This window comes from Methylobacterium sp. TK26 (genome assembly GCF_055361565.1).
In genome coordinates this window covers 1,483,774-1,498,184 of sequence record NZ_CM143965.1, presented here as the reverse complement: position 1 = coordinate 1,498,184, position 14,411 = coordinate 1,483,774, and the positions used below count along the sequence as shown (strand labels likewise).

17 protein-coding genes are annotated in these 14,411 nt (G+C 70.8%); 5 read left to right on the top strand and 12 right to left on the bottom strand.

Features of this window, described 5'->3' with window-relative positions; translation table 11 throughout:
* Positions 1 to 29 precede the first annotated feature (29 nt).
* Entirely contained in the window at positions 30 to 1,325 is a 1,296-nt protein-coding gene (locus ACXJ1Y_RS07350; RefSeq protein WP_463849426.1) for a nicotinate phosphoribosyltransferase, read from the bottom strand.
* A 120-nt stretch (positions 1,326 to 1,445) separates the two neighbouring features.
* Entirely contained in the window at positions 1,446 to 1,946 is a 501-nt protein-coding gene (locus tag ACXJ1Y_RS07345; RefSeq protein ID WP_463849425.1) for a pyridoxamine 5'-phosphate oxidase family protein, read from the bottom strand.
* A 157-nt stretch (positions 1,947 to 2,103) separates the two neighbouring features.
* Between ACXJ1Y_RS07345 and apbC the strand changes: the two genes are divergently transcribed.
* Both apbC and mobA read left to right on the top strand, forming a co-directional pair.
* A complete protein-coding gene (apbC, locus tag ACXJ1Y_RS07340; RefSeq protein WP_463849424.1) occupies positions 2,104 to 3,252 on the top strand; it encodes an iron-sulfur cluster carrier protein ApbC in 1,149 nt (382 codons plus the stop codon).
* 75 nt (positions 3,253 to 3,327) lie between these two features.
* On the top strand, positions 3,328 to 3,930 hold the full coding sequence (gene mobA, locus ACXJ1Y_RS07335) for a molybdenum cofactor guanylyltransferase MobA (protein ID WP_463849423.1): 603 nt from the start codon (positions 3,328 to 3,330) through the stop codon (positions 3,928 to 3,930).
* 42 nt (positions 3,931 to 3,972) lie between these two features.
* Here mobA and ACXJ1Y_RS07330 read toward each other — a convergent pair whose 3' ends face one another.
* The 6 genes from ACXJ1Y_RS07330 to ACXJ1Y_RS07305 form a co-directional block, all read right to left on the bottom strand.
* A complete protein-coding gene (locus ACXJ1Y_RS07330; protein WP_342165504.1) occupies positions 3,973 to 4,434 on the bottom strand; it encodes a peptidylprolyl isomerase in 462 nt (153 codons plus the stop codon).
* A gap of 46 nt (positions 4,435 to 4,480) precedes the next feature.
* On the bottom strand, positions 4,481 to 4,981 hold the full coding sequence (locus ACXJ1Y_RS07325) for a UCP034077 family protein (protein ID WP_463849422.1): 501 nt from the start codon (positions 4,979 to 4,981) through the stop codon (positions 4,481 to 4,483).
* Positions 4,978 to 5,523, bottom strand: coding sequence for a peptidylprolyl isomerase (locus tag ACXJ1Y_RS07320; protein WP_463849421.1), 546 nt, complete (start codon positions 5,521 to 5,523; stop codon positions 4,978 to 4,980). The genes ACXJ1Y_RS07325 and ACXJ1Y_RS07320 overlap by 4 nt, the downstream gene beginning before the upstream one ends.
* A 33-nt stretch (positions 5,524 to 5,556) precedes the next feature.
* A complete protein-coding gene (coaD, locus tag ACXJ1Y_RS07315; RefSeq protein WP_463849420.1) occupies positions 5,557 to 6,057 on the bottom strand; it encodes a pantetheine-phosphate adenylyltransferase in 501 nt (166 codons plus the stop codon).
* A gap of 55 nt (positions 6,058 to 6,112) precedes the next feature.
* Positions 6,113 to 8,140, bottom strand: coding sequence for a threonine--tRNA ligase (gene thrS / locus ACXJ1Y_RS07310; RefSeq protein WP_463849419.1), 2,028 nt, complete (start codon positions 8,138 to 8,140; stop codon positions 6,113 to 6,115).
* A 106-nt stretch (positions 8,141 to 8,246) separates the two neighbouring features.
* Positions 8,247 to 9,590: an RsmB/NOP family class I SAM-dependent RNA methyltransferase gene (locus ACXJ1Y_RS07305; RefSeq protein ID WP_463849418.1), complete on the bottom strand. Its 1,344-nt coding sequence runs from the start codon at positions 9,588 to 9,590 to the stop codon at positions 8,247 to 8,249.
* A gap of 56 nt (positions 9,591 to 9,646) precedes the next feature.
* Here ACXJ1Y_RS07305 and ACXJ1Y_RS07300 point away from each other — a divergent pair, with 56 nt between their 5' ends.
* Positions 9,647 to 9,865, top strand: coding sequence for a DUF1674 domain-containing protein (locus ACXJ1Y_RS07300; RefSeq protein ID WP_463849417.1), 219 nt, complete (start codon positions 9,647 to 9,649; stop codon positions 9,863 to 9,865).
* Between the two features lie 67 nt (positions 9,866 to 9,932).
* The gene (locus tag ACXJ1Y_RS07295) at positions 9,933 to 10,241 is read left to right on the top strand and encodes a cupin domain-containing protein (RefSeq protein WP_463849416.1); all 309 of its coding nucleotides are present in this window, start codon (positions 9,933 to 9,935) and stop codon (positions 10,239 to 10,241) included.
* Between the two features lie 144 nt (positions 10,242 to 10,385).
* Here the strand turns inward: ACXJ1Y_RS07295 and ACXJ1Y_RS07290 are convergent, their stop codons facing one another.
* Together ACXJ1Y_RS07290 and bluB are read right to left on the bottom strand one after the other, a co-directional pair.
* Positions 10,386 to 10,883 (bottom strand): L,D-transpeptidase, encoded by a 498-nt coding sequence (locus ACXJ1Y_RS07290; protein WP_243953231.1) that lies wholly within the window; start codon positions 10,881 to 10,883, stop codon positions 10,386 to 10,388.
* 177 nt (positions 10,884 to 11,060) lie between these two features.
* Complete coding sequence (bluB, locus tag ACXJ1Y_RS07285) at positions 11,061 to 11,705, bottom strand: 5,6-dimethylbenzimidazole synthase (RefSeq protein ID WP_463849415.1); 645 nt, start codon at positions 11,703 to 11,705, stop codon at positions 11,061 to 11,063.
* 367 nt (positions 11,706 to 12,072) lie between these two features.
* On the opposite strand from bluB, the gene ACXJ1Y_RS07280 reads away from it, so the two are divergent.
* A complete protein-coding gene (locus ACXJ1Y_RS07280; RefSeq protein WP_463849414.1) occupies positions 12,073 to 12,447 on the top strand; it encodes a DUF2794 domain-containing protein in 375 nt (124 codons plus the stop codon).
* Here the strand turns inward: ACXJ1Y_RS07280 and ACXJ1Y_RS07275 are convergent.
* Positions 12,410 to 13,300 carry a dihydrodipicolinate synthase family protein gene (locus ACXJ1Y_RS07275; protein WP_463849413.1) on the bottom strand — a complete coding sequence of 297 codons (891 nt, stop codon included), beginning with the start codon at positions 13,298 to 13,300 and terminating at the stop codon, positions 12,410 to 12,412. The two genes, ACXJ1Y_RS07280 and ACXJ1Y_RS07275, sit on opposite strands and share 38 nt — an antisense overlap.
* Positions 13,301 to 13,392: 92 nt before the next feature.
* Positions 13,393 to 14,166 (bottom strand): Bax inhibitor-1/YccA family protein, encoded by a 774-nt coding sequence (locus tag ACXJ1Y_RS07270; RefSeq protein WP_463849412.1) that lies wholly within the window; start codon positions 14,164 to 14,166, stop codon positions 13,393 to 13,395.
* Positions 14,167 to 14,411 lie beyond the last annotated feature (245 nt).

Sequence of the window (14,411 nt, the reverse complement as noted above, 5' to 3'; positions counted from 1 at the left end):
GTGGTCGACCTTATACCCGCTGCGCGCGCTCAGACCAGAACGGGAAGGGCGGCCTGCTCGCCCACCCCGAACACGCGGCGGTAGCGGGCGACCTCGTCGGCAGGGCCCTGCGCCTTGGTCGGGTTGTCGGAGAGCTTCACCGTGGGATTGCCGTTCGCGTCGATGACTTTGCAGACGACGGAGATCGGATCGAGCCGCCCGTCCGGCATCAGGCCCCGGAAATCGTTGGTGAGCAGGGTGCCCCAGCCGTAGCCGATGCGCATCCGCCCGTGGAAGCGGGCATGGATGCGCTCGATCTCGGCGATGTCGAGCCCGTCCGAGAAGATCGCGAGCTTGTCGCGGGGGTCGCGCCCGTGCTCCTGCCAGAAGCGGATCGCCTCCTCCCCGCCCTCGATCGGGTCCTTGGAATCGATGCGGATGCCGGTCCAGTCCGCCACCCAGTCGGGGGCGTTGGCGAGGAAGCCGGTGGTGCCGTAGGTGTCGGGCAGGACGATGCGCAGGTTGCCCGCGTAATCCTCCTGCCAGTCGGCGAGCACCGCGTAGGGCGCCGCCGCCAGCGCGGCGTCGTCGGGGGCGAGCGCCGCGTAGACCATCGGCAATTCGTGGGCGTTCGTGCCCACCGGCTCGACCTCGCGCTTGGCGGCGATGAGGCAGTTCGAGGTGCCGAGGAAGCGCGGCTCGCCCAATCCCTCGGCCATGGCCTGCACGCACCAATCCTGCCACAGGAAGCCGTGGCGCCGCCGCGTGCCGAAATCGGCGATGGAGAGGTCGGGCAGGCGCTGCAGCCGCTCGATCTTCTCCCAGACCCGCGTCATCGCGCGGGCATAGAGCACCTGCAAGGTCAGCTTGCCGAGCCCGCGCAGCACCGAGCGCGCCCTCAACTCGTTGAGGATCGCCAGCGCCGGCACCTCCCACATCGTGGTCTCGACCCAGGGGCCGTGAAAGGTCAGTTCGTATTGCCCGTCGCGGGTGGCGAGTTCGTATTCCGGCAGGCGGAAAGTCTCGAACCACGCCACGAAATCGGGTTCGAGGATGCGGCCCTGGCCCCGGAACACGTTGCCCCGCAGCCACGTCACCTCGCCCTTCGAGAGGCGCAGGGAGCGGGCATGGTCCAGTTGCTCCCGCAGCAGCCCCTCATCGACCTCGTCGGCGATGCGCACCCGCGCGGTGCGGTTGGCGATGCCGAAGGTCGTCTCCACCTGCGGGTGCCGGCGCAGGATCGTCTGCGCCATCAGGAGCTTGTAGAAATCCGTATCCAGCAGCGACCGCACGATCGGATCGATGCGGAAGCTGTGGTCGTACACCCGCTTCGCCAGATCGAGCATTTTTGGGAGACTTCGGGTCGCGCCGGGGGAGAGGGAGGGCGCATGGTTTCGCGCCCCGCGTCAATGGCGGCGGCGGACTTCTCCCCTCCCGCCTGACGGGAGGGGAGACACGGACGGGCTTTACGACAGGCCGACCTTCTTGGTCTCGGTCTTCGGGCTCTCGCCGGTGAGGGCGGCCTTCACGGTGCCGTAGAGGTGCAGCATCGTGGCGTTCGGGCTGTCCCAGTACTCGCCCTTCTCGGGGCAGACGCGGATCAGGGCGACCTCGGGGTCGTCCTTGCCGTTGGGAAACCACGTCTTCAGGCTGGCATTCCACTTCTCGTCGATGAGCGCCTGATCGCGGATCACCTCGGCCTTGCCGGCGACCGACACGTAGTTCTGGCTCGACGGGTCCGAGTAGGCGAGGTTCACCTGGTCGTCGCGGCTGATCTCGGCCGTCTTCGGCGAGTGGAGCTTGGTGAAGAACCACAGGTCGCCATTGGCGTCGATGTCGTTGTTCCACATCGGCCGGCTGTTCAGCGTGCCGTCGGTGTCGACGGTGGTCATCATCGCGACCTTCACGTCCTTGATGAGTTCGAACAGCTTCTTGGCGCCCTCGTGGTCGCGATGGTTCTGGTGCACGGCGTCACTCCTGCCTGGACGGGGGCCGGCCTGATGGGGCCGGCCCGGATTCGCGTCTTCAACGGGCGAGGCCCGGGTTGGTTCAGGCCACGCGCCAGGGTGGTGTTTCGCTCGGGCGCGTATAGATGGAGACAAACGAGTTTCGGAGCCCCTGACCTTGGCCATCACCCGCGACGACGTGCTGCGCGCCCTGCAATCGGTGACGATCGACGCCGCCGGCACCACCCTGCCCGGCTCCGGCCGCCTCTCCCAGGTCGTGGTCGATCCGACCAACCGGGTCATGTTCTCGATCCTCGTGGACGCCTCCGAGGCCGAGAAGTTCGAGCCGGTGCGGCGTCAGGCGGAGGGCCGCGTCCTGCAGATGCCGGGCGTCTCCGGCGTGTTCGCGAGCCTCACCTCCGAGCGCGACGGGAGCCATCCGGCCCAGAGCAGCGCCGCCCCGCGCCCGGTGAGCCCGCCCCCCGTCGCGCCGCCCCGGCCCGGCGCCCCGCCGCAGCAGGGGCCGAAGCTGCCGGGCGTGCGCCACATCGTGGCGGTCGCCTCCGGCAAGGGCGGCGTCGGCAAGTCCACCACCGCCTGCAACCTCGCCCTCGCCCTCCAGGCGCAGGGGCTGAAGGTCGGCCTCCTCGACGCCGACATCTACGGCCCCTCGGTGCCGAAGCTGTTCGGTCTCACCGGCAAGCCCACCGTGGTCGACAACAAGGCGATGGAGCCGATGGTCGGCTACGGCCTGAAGGTCATGTCGATCGGCTTCCTGATCGAGCCCGAGGCGGCGATGATCTGGCGCGGCCCGATGGTCCAGTCGGCGATCACGCAGATGCTGCGCGACGTGCTCTGGGGCGAACTCGACGTGCTCCTCGTGGACATGCCCCCCGGCACGGGCGACGCGCAGCTCACCATGGCGCAGGCGACCCCGCTCTCGGGCGCGGTGATCGTCTCGACGCCGCAGGACCTCGCGCTCATCGACGCCCGGCGCGGGGTGACGATGTTCAAGAAGGTCGCGGTGCCGATCCTCGGCATCGTGGAGAACATGGCGACCTTCGTCTGCCCGAATTGCGGCCATGCCTCGCACATCTTCGGGCATGGCGGCGCGCGCAACGAGGCCCAGCGCCTCGGCGTGCCGTTCCTCGGCGAGGTGCCGCTCAACATGACGATCCGCGAGACCTCGGATGCCGGCCGCCCGGTGGTGGCGACCGATCCCGACGGCCCGCAGGCCAAGGTCTACCGCGAGATCGCCGCGGCGCTCTGGGCGAACCTCTCCGGCGCGGGCCCCGCCCGCTCGGCGCCGAAGATCGTCTTCGAGTAGGTGTTGGCACGATCCGGCCCGTGCCTTCCCCTCTCCCCGCCTGCGGGGAGAGGGGATGCGCGATGTGGCCTCCCGGTGGCGCTGATCCTCGGCCTGATCCTCGCGGGCGGCCTCGGGCGGCGGATGGGCGGGGTCGACAAGACCCTGCTGCCCCTCGGGGGACGGCCCCTCCTGGCGCGGATCGCGGAGCGCGTGGCGCCGCAATGCCCCGCCGGGCTGGCGCTCAGCGCCAACGGCGATCCGGGGCGGTTCGTGGGGGTGTTCGACGGGCCGGTCCTGCCCGATCCCGTGCCGGGCGCCGTGGGGCCGCTGGCGGGCATCCTGGCCGGGCTGGACCACGGCGCGGGCCTGCCCGGCGTGACGCATGTGCTGAGCGTGCCCGGCGATGCCCCGTTCCTGCCGGAGGATCTCGTGGCGCGGCTCGCCGCGTCCCCCGGCGCCGGGCCCATCGCGGTGGCGGCCTCGGGCGGGCGGGAGCATTACACGGCGGCGCTCTGGCCCGTCGCCCTGCGGGACGACCTGCGGGCATGGCTTGCGTCCGGCGAGCGCCGGGTCGGCGGCTTCATCGCCCGCCAGGGGGCGCGCGTGGTGGAATGGCCGGTCGCGCCGGTCGATCCGTTCCTCAACCTCAACGCGCCGGAGGATGTCTCCCGGGCGGAGGCCTGGCTCGGGGCCTGAGGGGTCCCTCCCCCCGCCGGGCGGGGGGAGGAGCCGGAAGCCTTACGCGGCGGCGCCGACGGTGGCCTTCACGATCTTGTCCGGCGAGCGCGGCGGCTCGCCCTTGTTGATCGTGTCGACCACGTCCATGCCTTCCACGACCTTGCCCCACACGGTGTACTGCTTGTCGAGGAAGCGGGCGTCCTCGAAGCAGATGAAGAACTGCGAGTTCGCCGAGTGCGGGAAGTTCGTGCGGGCCATGGAGCAGGTGCCGCGCACGTGCGGCTCGGCGTTGAACTCGGCCTTCAGGTCGGGGAGGTCGGAGCCGCCCGAGCCGGTGCCGGTCGGGTCGCCGGTCTGGGCCATGAAGCCGTCGATGACGCGGTGGAACAGCACGCCGTCGTAGAAGCCCTGGGAGGCGAGCGCCTTGATCCGCTCGACGTGGTTCGGCGCGAGGTCGGGGCGCAGGCCGATGACGACGCGGCCCTTGGTGGTCTCGAGGACGATGGTTTCGTTGTCCGCCATGATCGGTTCTCCGTTGGTCGGGTGGGGGATGGGGGTCGCCGGCCGGTCAGGCCGGGGGATGGTAGACGAAGCGCAGGGCCAGCGGGCGGCCGGCGATGGCCCGGCCGAGGCCGGGGGTGAGGTGCGCCGGGGTGCAGCGCCCGAGGGCCGCGAGGGTGGCGCGGGTGAGCGTGGTGCGGTCCCCGCCCGAGACGCCCGCCGCGTAGGTGATGCGCGGGGTGCCGATCACGCTGCCGTCGCGCCGCAGCGAGAACCGCGCCGTCACCTGCACGTCCGGCCCCTGCGGGGTGGCGGCGAAGTGGGGCGGGCTCCAGCAGGCGGCCAGCGCCGGGAAGAGCTGCCGCAGCGTGTCCGCCGCGCCCGGAGGCCGGTCCGCCATCGGCACGGCGATCGTCGCCGCCAGGGTCTCCGGCAGGGCCAGGGAATAGCCCCCGCCGGGTTCGTAGACATAGCCCGAGAAGAGATGCCCGCCGTCATAGGCGCGCGCCGGCAGCGCCGCGCCGAGGACGAGGGCGCCCCAGAGGACGGGCCGGAAGGCCCGCCTCACTGAGCCTTCCCGGCCAGCGTCATGCGCACGATCTTGTCGGGATCCTGCACCGCGCCGCCGGGGGCGCCGGGGGCCGCCTTCTTGATCTTGTCGAGGACGTCGAGCCCGTCCGTGACGTTGCCGACGACCGTGTACTGGCCGTTCAGGAACGGCGCGTCGCCGAGGCAGATGAAGAACTGCGAGTTCGCCGAGTTCGGGCTCTGCGAGCGGGCCATGCCCACCGTGCCGCGCTTGAACTGGGCGCTCTGCGAGAACTCGGCCGGGATGTCGGGCAGGTCCGAGCCGCCGGTGCCGTTGCCCTTCGGGTCACCGGTCTGGGCCATGAAGCCGTCGATCACCCGGTGGAACTTCAGGCCATCGTAGAAGCCGCGCGCGACCAGCGTCTTGATCTGCTTGACGTGCTTGGGCGCGAGGTCGGGGCGCAGTTCGATGGTGATGCGGCCGTCCTTGGTCTGCAGGTAGACGGTGTTCGAATCGGCGGCGAAGGCCGGCGCGGTGAGCCCGAGGGAGAGGGCGAGCGCGAGGAGCGTGCGGCGTTTCATGGCTCGTGTCGGATCCTTCTGGTCTGTCGGATGTCAGGCCGGCGCGAAGCGCGCCTTGAGCCGGGCGGCGACCTCGGCGGGCACGAAGGGCGAGACGTCGCCCCCCATGCCGGCGATCTGCCGCACCAGGGTCGCGGTGATGGGCCGCGCGCTGGTCGAGGCCGGGAGGAACACGGTCTGGACCTCCGGCGCCATGGCGCCGTTCATGCCGGCGAGCTGCATCTCGTAGTCGAGATCGGTGCCGTCGCGCAGGCCCCGGATGAACACCGTGGCGCCGCAACGCCGCGCCGCCGAGACGGCGAGGTCGTCGAAGGTCACGACGTCGAGGGCCGCCCCCTCGGCGCCCGCCACCGGCCCGCAGGTGATCTGCAGCAACTCGGCCCGCTCCTCGGCGGAGAAGAGCGGCGCCTTGCCGGGATGCACGCCGATTGCGATCACGAGCCGGTCCACCAGGCGGCAGGCCTGGCGCACGACGTCGAGATGGCCGTTCGTGACCGGATCGAACGAGCCGGCATAGAGGGCTATACGGGTCATCGCCGGTTGCCCTAGCCTGTTTTGGGGCAGGACGGAACCTTAGGGTGGCCCGGCCTCAAGGGACCGGAGCCTCCCCGTGGTGCGAATCGAGCACCGTTTCGCTGCTCAGGACGGTCTCGGCCACCGCGTCGGCGCGGCGCCGGTCGGGGCTGGTGGCCTCCTCCACGAAGCTCGCCACGGCCTCGCCGAGCGGCAGGGTCCGAGTCTGCTGGCTGCCGAGCCGGCGGATCGAGACCGTGCCCTCCTCCGCCTCGCGCTTGCCCAGCGCCAGCAGCACCGGCACCTTCGCCAGGGAATGCTCGCGGACCTTGTAGTTGATTTTTTCGTTTCTCAGGTCCGCATCGACCCGCAGGCCCGCCTTCTCCAGCGCCCGCACGACCTTGGCGGCGTAGGCGTCGGCCTCGCCGGTGATGGTGGCGACCACCACCTGCACCGGGGCGAGCCAGAGCGGGAAATGCCCCGCGAAATGCTCGATCAGGATGCCTGTGAACCGCTCCATCGAGCCGCAGATCGCCCGGTGGACCATGACCGGCGGCTTCTTCTGCCCGTCCGCATCGACGTAGAACGCGCCGAACCGCTCGGGCAGGTTGAAGTCCACCTGCGTCGTCCCGCATTGCCAGTCGCGGCCGATGGCGTCGCGCAGGACGTATTCGAATTTCGGCCCGTAGAAGGCGCCCTCGCCGGGGTTCACGGCGGTCTTGATCCGCCCGCCCGACTGCTCCTCGATCTGCGCCAGAACCTGCGTCATCACGCCCTCGGCGTGGTCCCACAGGGCGTCCGAGCCGACGCGCTTCTCCGGCCGGGTCGAGAGCTTCACGACGATCTCGCCGAAGCCGAAATCGGCATAGGTCGAGAGGATCAGGTCGTTGATCTTCAGGCACTCGTCGGCGAGCTGGTCCTCGGTGCAGAAGATGTGCGCGTCGTCCTGGGTGAAGCCGCGCACCCGCATCAGCCCGTGCATGGCGCCCGACGGCTCGTAGCGGTGCACCACGCCGAATTCCGCCATCCGCAGAGGCAGATCGCGGTAGCTCTTCAGCCCATGCTTGAAGATCTGGACGTGGCCGGGGCAGTTCATCGGCTTGAGGGCGAACCAGCGCTTGTCCTCGGCCTCGTCGCCCGCCGATTGCGCGGCGAACATGTTCTCGCGGTACCAGCCCCAGTGGCCGGAGGTCTCCCACAGGGCCTTGTCGAGGATCTGCGGCGCGTTCACCTCGGCATAGTCGCCCCGCAGGCGGCGGCGCATGTAGGCGATCAGCTCCTGGAAGATCGTCCAGCCCTTGGCGTGCCAGAACACGACGCCCGGCCCCTCCTCCTGGAAGTGGAACAGGTCCATCTCCCGGCCGAGCCGGCGGTGGTCGCGGCGCTCGGCCTCCTCCAGGCGGTGGATGTAGGCGTCGAGGTCTTCCTTCGTGGCCCAGGCGGTGCCGTAGATGCGGGTGAGCATCGGGTTGTTCGAATCGCCCCGCCAATAGGCGCCCGCGACCTTCATCAGCTTGAACGCCGTGCCGACCTTGCCCGTCGAGGTCATGTGCGGGCCGCGGCAGAGGTCGAACCACTCGCCCTGGCGGTAGATCTTCAGATCCTCCCCCGGCGGGATGGCGTCGACCAACTCGACCTTGAAGCCTTCCTTCTTCCCGGCGAACAGGTTGCGGACGTCGTCGCGAGTCCAGACCTCCCGGGTGAAAGGAGCATCCTTCGCGATGATCTCGCGCATCTTCGCCTCGATCGCCGGAAAGTCCTCCGGCGTGAACGGGGCCTCGCGGTGGAAGTCGTAATAGAAGCCGTTCTCGATGACCGGGCCGATCGTCACCTGCGTCTCCGGCCAAAGCGACTGCACCGCCTCGGCGAGCACGTGGGCGCAATCGTGCCGGATCAGTTCCAGGGCGCGGGGGTCGGCGCGGTCGAGGAACTCGATCCGGGCGTCCCGGTCGATCCCGTCATCGAGATCGCGGACGGTGCCGTCGAGGGCCATGGCCACGGTGCGCTTGGCGAGCGACTTCGCGATGCCCTCGACCACGCTGCGGCCGGTGGTGCCGGCGGCGACCTCTCGTGTGTTGCCATCGGGAAAGGTCAGGACGGGCATGGTCTGTCTCCTGGCTCACTCCTGCGAACGGGGCAGGTAAGCGGGTGGTCGGGTGTCGCGGCGAGGCCGGCCGTTTAGACCGTTTCGCGGCGTGAGGGAATGCGGGTCAGCCCTGGTGGACCAGCCGGCCCGCGAAGAAGCCGTCGAGGCCCTGGCTCGGCAGGGTGCGCAGGTCGCCCTCCCCGTCGATCAGGTCGGCCCGGCCGCCGACCTCCTCCGGCCGGAGCGGCACGCGGGCGAATCGCGTGTTGCGGGCGAGGAAGGCGGCGATCTGCGCCTCGCCCTCGGCCCGCTCCAGGGAGCAGGTGCAGTAGACGAGCCGCCCGCCCGGCCGCACCAGCGTCGCCGCCCGGTCGAGGAGCCGGGTCTGCAACTGCGCGAGGCGGACGATGTCGGATTCGTCCTTGGTCCAGGCGACGTCGGGGTGGCGGCGGATCGTGCCCGTGGCCGAGCAGGGCGCATCGAGGAGCACCGCGTCGAAGGGCTCGGCCTGGTAGGCGGTCGCATCGCCCACGGCGATCTCAGCCGTGAGGCCCAGGCGCGCGAGGTTGTCGCGAAGGCGCTCCAGGCGGGGGGCCGAGCGGTCCAGCGCCGTCACGGTCGCGCCCCGGCTCGCGAGCTGCATCGTCTTGCCGCCCGGCGCGGCGCAGAGGTCGAGCACGCGCTCGCCCTCCCCGACCCCGAGCAGGCGCGCGGGGATCGCGGCGGCGGCGTCCTGCACCCACCACGCGGCCTCGCCGAAGCCCGGCAGGTCGGGGATCGCCGCCCCGTCCGGCGGCATCCGCAGGGAGCCCGTCGGCAGCAGGGTGGCGCCGAGGCGTTCCGCCCAGGCCTGTCCCTCCCCCTCGTTCCGCAGGGTGAGGTCGATGGGCGCGCTGGAGAGATGGGCGCGGGCGATCTCGGCGGCCCGCTCCGGCCCGTAGGCCGAGACCCAGCGGCGGGCGAGCCAGTCGGGGGTGTTGTCGCGCAGCGGTTCGGTCGCCGCGAGGATCGCCTCGCGCTCCCGCGCCACCCGGCGCAGCACCGCGTTGACCATGCCCGCGAAGCCGGCGGTGCGGTGGTCGGCCTTGGCGAGGCGCACCGCGAGGTCGACGGCGGCGTGGTCCGGCACGGCGAGGTCGAGGATCTGGGCCGTGCCGGTGGCCAGCAGCGAGAACAGGCGCGGCTTGCCCACGGGCAGGCCCTTGTCGAGGCGGTCGGCCAGCACCCGGCGGATCTGGCCGAGGCGGCGGAAGGTCGCTAGGGCGATGGCCCGCGCGAGGGCGGCGTCGCCCGATTCGAGGCGTTCGGCGCGCAGGGCGGCGGCCAGCGCCTCATCGAGGGCGGGGGGGCGCTCCTGCCCGATCAGGTCGGCCACGGCCAGCGCCGCCGCCCGCCTTGCGCCGAGCCCCGCCGCGTCCTGACCCGTTTCACTCTCCGCCGCGTTGCGGACCTTGCCCCGAGATGCCACGTCTAGCCTTGAAAACCCTGTCGATCCCGACACGACCTCACACCCGAGCGAGTTCGATGCAAGACCGTCGCGACGATTCCACCCCCGAGCCGGCCCCGCCGCGCGTCCTTGCCCCCGCCGCCGAGCGCGCCTTGGCCGAGGCGGCCGAGCGCCGCGCCGCCATCGACGCCCGCGCCGCCGCGATCCAGGCGCGCCCCGAGCGCCAGGGCCGGGGCGGCCTGGAGCCGGTGCGCTACGAGGATTGGGAGGTGAAGGGTCTGGCGGTGGATTTCTGACGCGGGCCCCCGCGCGGAACAGGGCCGCATCACCCCCGGTTGCCCCGCCATTCACGGGAGAGCAACCATGGTCACGACGGTTTCGGCAAAGCAGGCGGTGACGGGTCCGCACGGGGAGATCGGCCTCGCCCAGGGCGAGCGCATCGGCATGCGGATGTGGCGCAACGAGGAGCCGAACGCCGACAAGCCCATGACCCGCTCGGAGCACGAGACGGTGGGCTACGTGGTGAGCGGCCGCGCCGAATTGATCGTCGGCGGCGAGACGGTGACGCTGGCCCCCGGCGATTCCTACCTCGTCCCGGCCGGGGCGGAGCACACCTACCGCATCCTCGAGACCTTCACCGCCGTCGAGGCGACCTCACCCCCGGCGAAGTAGGCGCGCCTCACGCGAAGCGCCGGGCTCCGGCGACGCGGAGCCCCACCCATGCGCTGACGGCGAGCCTCGTCCCCAAGACGGGCTCGCCGACGTTCATCGCGGCCGGGGGACATAGACAGACTGGGACCGACGCCCGGACGCCTGTCAGTGCGTCATGAGCACCGGCGTGCCGACATCGACCCGCTGGTACAGGTCGACCACGTCCTGATTGTACATGCGGATGCAGCCATAGGACGCCCAGGTGCCGATGGAGCTCGGGCGGTTCGTGCCGTGGATCGCGTATTGGCCGCCGGCCAGGGTCATCGCGGCGGCGCCCATCGGATTGTGCGGCGAGCCTCCGGCGATGACGTTCGGCAGGCGGGGGTTGTCGCGCTTCACCTCCCACGGGGGCGACCACGCCGGGGCGACGTACTTGCCGTCGATCTGCGCCGTGCCGAACCATTGCTTGCCCGGCTTGCCCACCGCCACGGGGTAGCGGATCGCCGTGCCGTCCCCGTTCACGAGGTAGAGCTTGCGCTGCGACACGCTGATCACGATCGTGCCCGCCGAGCCCTCGCCGAAGGGCACCACCTCCCGCGCCGAGGCCGACCCCGCCGCGAGCAGGGCGGCCAATCCCATCACAACCGACACCCGACCCGACATGAACGCGACCTCTCAAGCGTGAGTGTATGCGGGCGATCAATTCACGGCTACGCGGCGCCGTTCCAGCAAAAGCTATGGTTGATCCGGCCGGAACCACTGAAAGTCGAGGCGACGGTAAAGAAGATCGGTGAAAACTCATCGTAAATGCGGAGTATTACGCAGAGGGACGATTCACGCTCACCGCTCGTAGAGTTCCGCGCCCCTGCGGTCCTCCTCCTGCCAGCCGTGGCGTTCGAGCTCCGGGTCGGGATGCTCCTCCTGCGGCAGGCCGAGGCAGAGATAGGCGACGAGATGCCAGCCGGGCGGCACGTCGAGGATCCCCGTCACCGCACAGGGATCGAGGATCGAGACCCAGCCGAGGCCGATGCCCCGGGCGCGGGCGGCGAGCCACAGGCATTGCACCGCGCCCACCACCGAATAGGCCAGCGTCTCGGGCATCGTCGCCCGCCCCAGGCCGAGGCCCGCGCCGGTCTCGCCGTCGCAGAAGACGGCGAGGTGGACCGGGGCCTCGTTCAGCCCGGCGAGCTTGAGCGCCCGGTAGCGGGCGGCGCGCTCGTCGCCGTAGGCGGCGGCGGCCTGCGCGTTGCAGCGGCCGAAGCTCTCCGCCACCGCCGCCCGCCGGGCCGGGTCCGAGACGCGCACGAAGCGCCAGGGCCGGCTGTTGCCCACGGAGGGCGCCCGGTGGGCCGCCGCGACGCAGGCGCGCAGGGCCGCCTCGTCCAGCGGATCGGGGCGGAAGCGGCGCACGTCCCGGCGCCACGCGAAGAGGGTGTCGAGGCGATGCGCGAAGGCATCGTCGAAGGCGGGCGGGTCCGTGGTCACGCCAGGGGCATATCCTGTCGGAGGCGCGGACGGCAAAAGCAAAAAGAGGCCGCCCGCGAGGGGCGGCCTCAAGTCCCTTGGGTCTCGAAACCTCGGAGTGCCGGCTCACACCGTAATGGACGTCGGCCGAGGCTGGGGAGCACGGGTTCGGCAGACGGCCGGGCAGGACCCGGCGAGGTTCGAAGCATGTTGTCGGGCTGCAACACGGCCCGCGAAAGGCGCCAATGGGGCGAAAGCGTGGAAATTGTCGCTTGGATGTGTCTCGCGCATCACGCGTCTGTCAGCGCCGGGCCTGCGCTGCCTCCCCTTGCGGGCGGCCCGTGCGGGGACCATCATCCCGGCTAAGGACAGCGCGCCAGGAGCGACGATGAGCGAATGGACAGGTGCCGGGTCGCGGCCCGACGAGCCGGCAGGGCATGTCATCCCCTTCCCGTCCCGTGCGGAGCCCCCGCAGATCGCCTTCCAGCGCGACGAATTGCGGGTGATCTTCAACCTGTACGGCCGGCAGGTCGCCCAGGGCGAGTGGCGCGATTACGCCCTCGACTTCCGGCGGGACAAGGCGGTGTTCTCGATCTACCGCCGCGCCTCGGAGATGCCCCTCTACCGGATCGAGAAGGATCCGAAGCTCGCCCGCCGTCAGGGCGCCTACGCGGTGATCGCCGCCGACGGGCGGGTGCTCAAGCGGGGCACCGACCTCGCCCGCGTCATCGCGGTGCTGGAGCCCGGCCCTCGGGCGGTGTGACGGCCGCCAGCGCCCGCGCTCTCACCTCCTCCGGCAGGGGCAGGATCGGGCGCGGCGGCACCGCCCCGGCGAGCGCGTGCACGATCCGCAGGGACGAGTGGGCCTTGAACAGGTCCCAGAGGGGCGCCATCGCCTTGTCGAGGGCACGGGCGCGGGCCGCGTCCCCGGCCTGAACGGCGCGGACGATGGCGAGGCAGGGCTCCGGATACAGGCCGGCGGCGACGCTGTACCACGCGCCCCCGCCCGCGATCAGCGCCTCCGTCGCGTTCCAATCGCCGCTGAAGCCGAGGGGGAAGCCCTCCGGCACGGCCTCCCGCAGGCGCGCGAGCGTCTGCGCGGCCTCCTCCGGCGGGGGGCCGGGGCACTTGGCGGCCACCACCCCCGGCAGGCGGGCGAGGCGGCCGATCAGGGCCGGCGTGAAGCGGAAATGGGTGGTGGCGGGGTTGTCGTAGATGACCAGCGGCAGCCCCCCTTCCTCCGCCACGGCGGCGAAATGGGCGAAGACCTCGTCCTCGGTGAGCGGCGTGTAGGAGACGGGGGCGAGCAGCCCCGCATGGGCGCCGGCCGCCTTGGCATCGCGGGCGAGGCGGATCGCCTCGTCGGTGCGCAGGGCCCCGATCCCCACGAGAAGCGGCACGCGCCCGGCCACCGCCTCGGCGGCCACGGTCACGGTGCGGCGGCGTTCCTCGCGGGTGAGGTAGGCGTAGGTGCCGGTGCTCCCGAGAAGCCCGATCGAATCGACCCCCGCCTCGACCAGCGGCGCGAGGAGCCGGCGCAGGTGCCCGGCATCGAGCCGCCCCTCGGCATCGCAGGGGGTGATCGGGAAGGCGGAGAGGCCGGTGAACGCACCCATGATCTCGCTCGGTCGGAGAATCCCAGGCGCCGAGCTTAAACGAAGAGGCCCCGGCGGTCTCCCGCCGGGGCCTCTTCGTTCCGTCCGTTCGCTTAGCGGCGGTCGCCGACCAGCGAGAGCAGGAACTGGAACATGTTGATGAAGTCGAGGTAGAGCGTCAGGGCGCCGTTCACCGACATCTTGGCCGCCATCTCACCGTCGAAGCCGCCGTAGAGATACATCTCCTTGAGCTTCTGGGTGTCGTAGGCGGTCAGACCCGCGAAGATCAGCACGCCGAGCACCGAGATCGCGAACTGCATCGCCGACGAGGCGAGGAAGATGTTCACCAGCGAGGCGATGATGATGCCGATGAGGCCCATCATCAGGAACGATCCCATGCCCGACAGGCTACGGCTGGTCGTGTAGCCGTAGAGGCTCAGGCCGCCGAAGGCCGCCGCCGTGATGAAGAACACCTGCACCACGCTCGCCCCCGTGAACACGAGGAGGAGGGTGGACATCGAGGCGCCCATCACCGCCGCGAAGGCGAAGAACATCGTCCGCGCCGAGGAGGCCGACATGCGGTCCATGCGGAACGAGAAGACGAAGATGAAGGCCAGCGGCGCCAGCATCAGCAGCCACTTGAGGGGGCTGGTGTAGAGCATCGCGCCGAAGGGCGTGAGCACCGGCCGCGTGCCCTGGTAGGCCGCGACAGACGCCATGTTGAGACCCAGCGCCACGAGGCCGGAAATCCCGAGCCCCACGATCATGTTGTTGTAGACGCCGAGCATGAAGGAGCGCAGGCCCTGGTCGACTTCGACCTGGGTCCCCGCATAGCCGGCCGGCTGTTGCTGCTGGCCGTACCGGAAGGGGCTGTTTTCGAATGCCATGGGAGTTTCCTTGCGGAGGCTCTCTCAGCGTGGTGTTTCGGGCGAGGCCCACGCAGGACCTCTGGCGCCGGATGGCGCCTCGTCCCAGAATATGTTGCGGGACGCCCCGGCGCACAAGGCCCGGCCGAGGTTTCGGAAGCGGTTTTCGGCACCGCACGCATGTAAATTTGTCCATGTCGCCGGGGATTAAAACCCGTGGTCGATCAGATCGACCGCAAGACGACTGGTAGAGCGGTTCACGCGAT

Excerpts from the sequence above, each read along its gene's own strand:
- ACXJ1Y_RS07290 (WP_243953231.1), bottom strand. The coding sequence starts at position 10,883 with ATGTCGGGTCGGGTGTCGGTTGTGATGGGATTGGCCGCCCTGCTCGCG.
- ACXJ1Y_RS07270 (WP_463849412.1), bottom strand. The coding sequence starts at position 14,166 with ATGGCATTCGAAAACAGCCCCTTCCGGTACGGCCAGCAGCAACAGCCG.
- ACXJ1Y_RS07280 (WP_463849414.1), top strand. The coding sequence starts at position 12,073 with ATGAGCGAATGGACAGGTGCCGGGTCGCGGCCCGACGAGCCGGCAGGG.
- thrS (WP_463849419.1), bottom strand. The coding sequence starts at position 8,140 with ATGCCCGTCCTGACCTTTCCCGATGGCAACACACGAGAGGTCGCCGCC.
- coaD (WP_463849420.1), bottom strand. The coding sequence starts at position 6,057 with ATGACCCGTATAGCCCTCTATGCCGGCTCGTTCGATCCGGTCACGAAC.
- ACXJ1Y_RS07275 (WP_463849413.1), bottom strand. The coding sequence starts at position 13,300 with ATGGGTGCGTTCACCGGCCTCTCCGCCTTCCCGATCACCCCCTGCGAT.
- ACXJ1Y_RS07300 (WP_463849417.1), top strand. The coding sequence starts at position 9,647 with ATGCAAGACCGTCGCGACGATTCCACCCCCGAGCCGGCCCCGCCGCGC.
- ACXJ1Y_RS07320 (WP_463849421.1), bottom strand. The coding sequence starts at position 5,523 with ATGAAACGCCGCACGCTCCTCGCGCTCGCCCTCTCCCTCGGGCTCACC.
- ACXJ1Y_RS07295 (WP_463849416.1), top strand. The coding sequence starts at position 9,933 with ATGGTCACGACGGTTTCGGCAAAGCAGGCGGTGACGGGTCCGCACGGG.
- ACXJ1Y_RS07350 (WP_463849426.1), bottom strand. The coding sequence starts at position 1,325 with ATGCTCGATCTGGCGAAGCGGGTGTACGACCACAGCTTCCGCATCGAT.
- ACXJ1Y_RS07330 (WP_342165504.1), bottom strand. The coding sequence starts at position 4,434 with ATGGCGGACAACGAAACCATCGTCCTCGAGACCACCAAGGGCCGCGTC.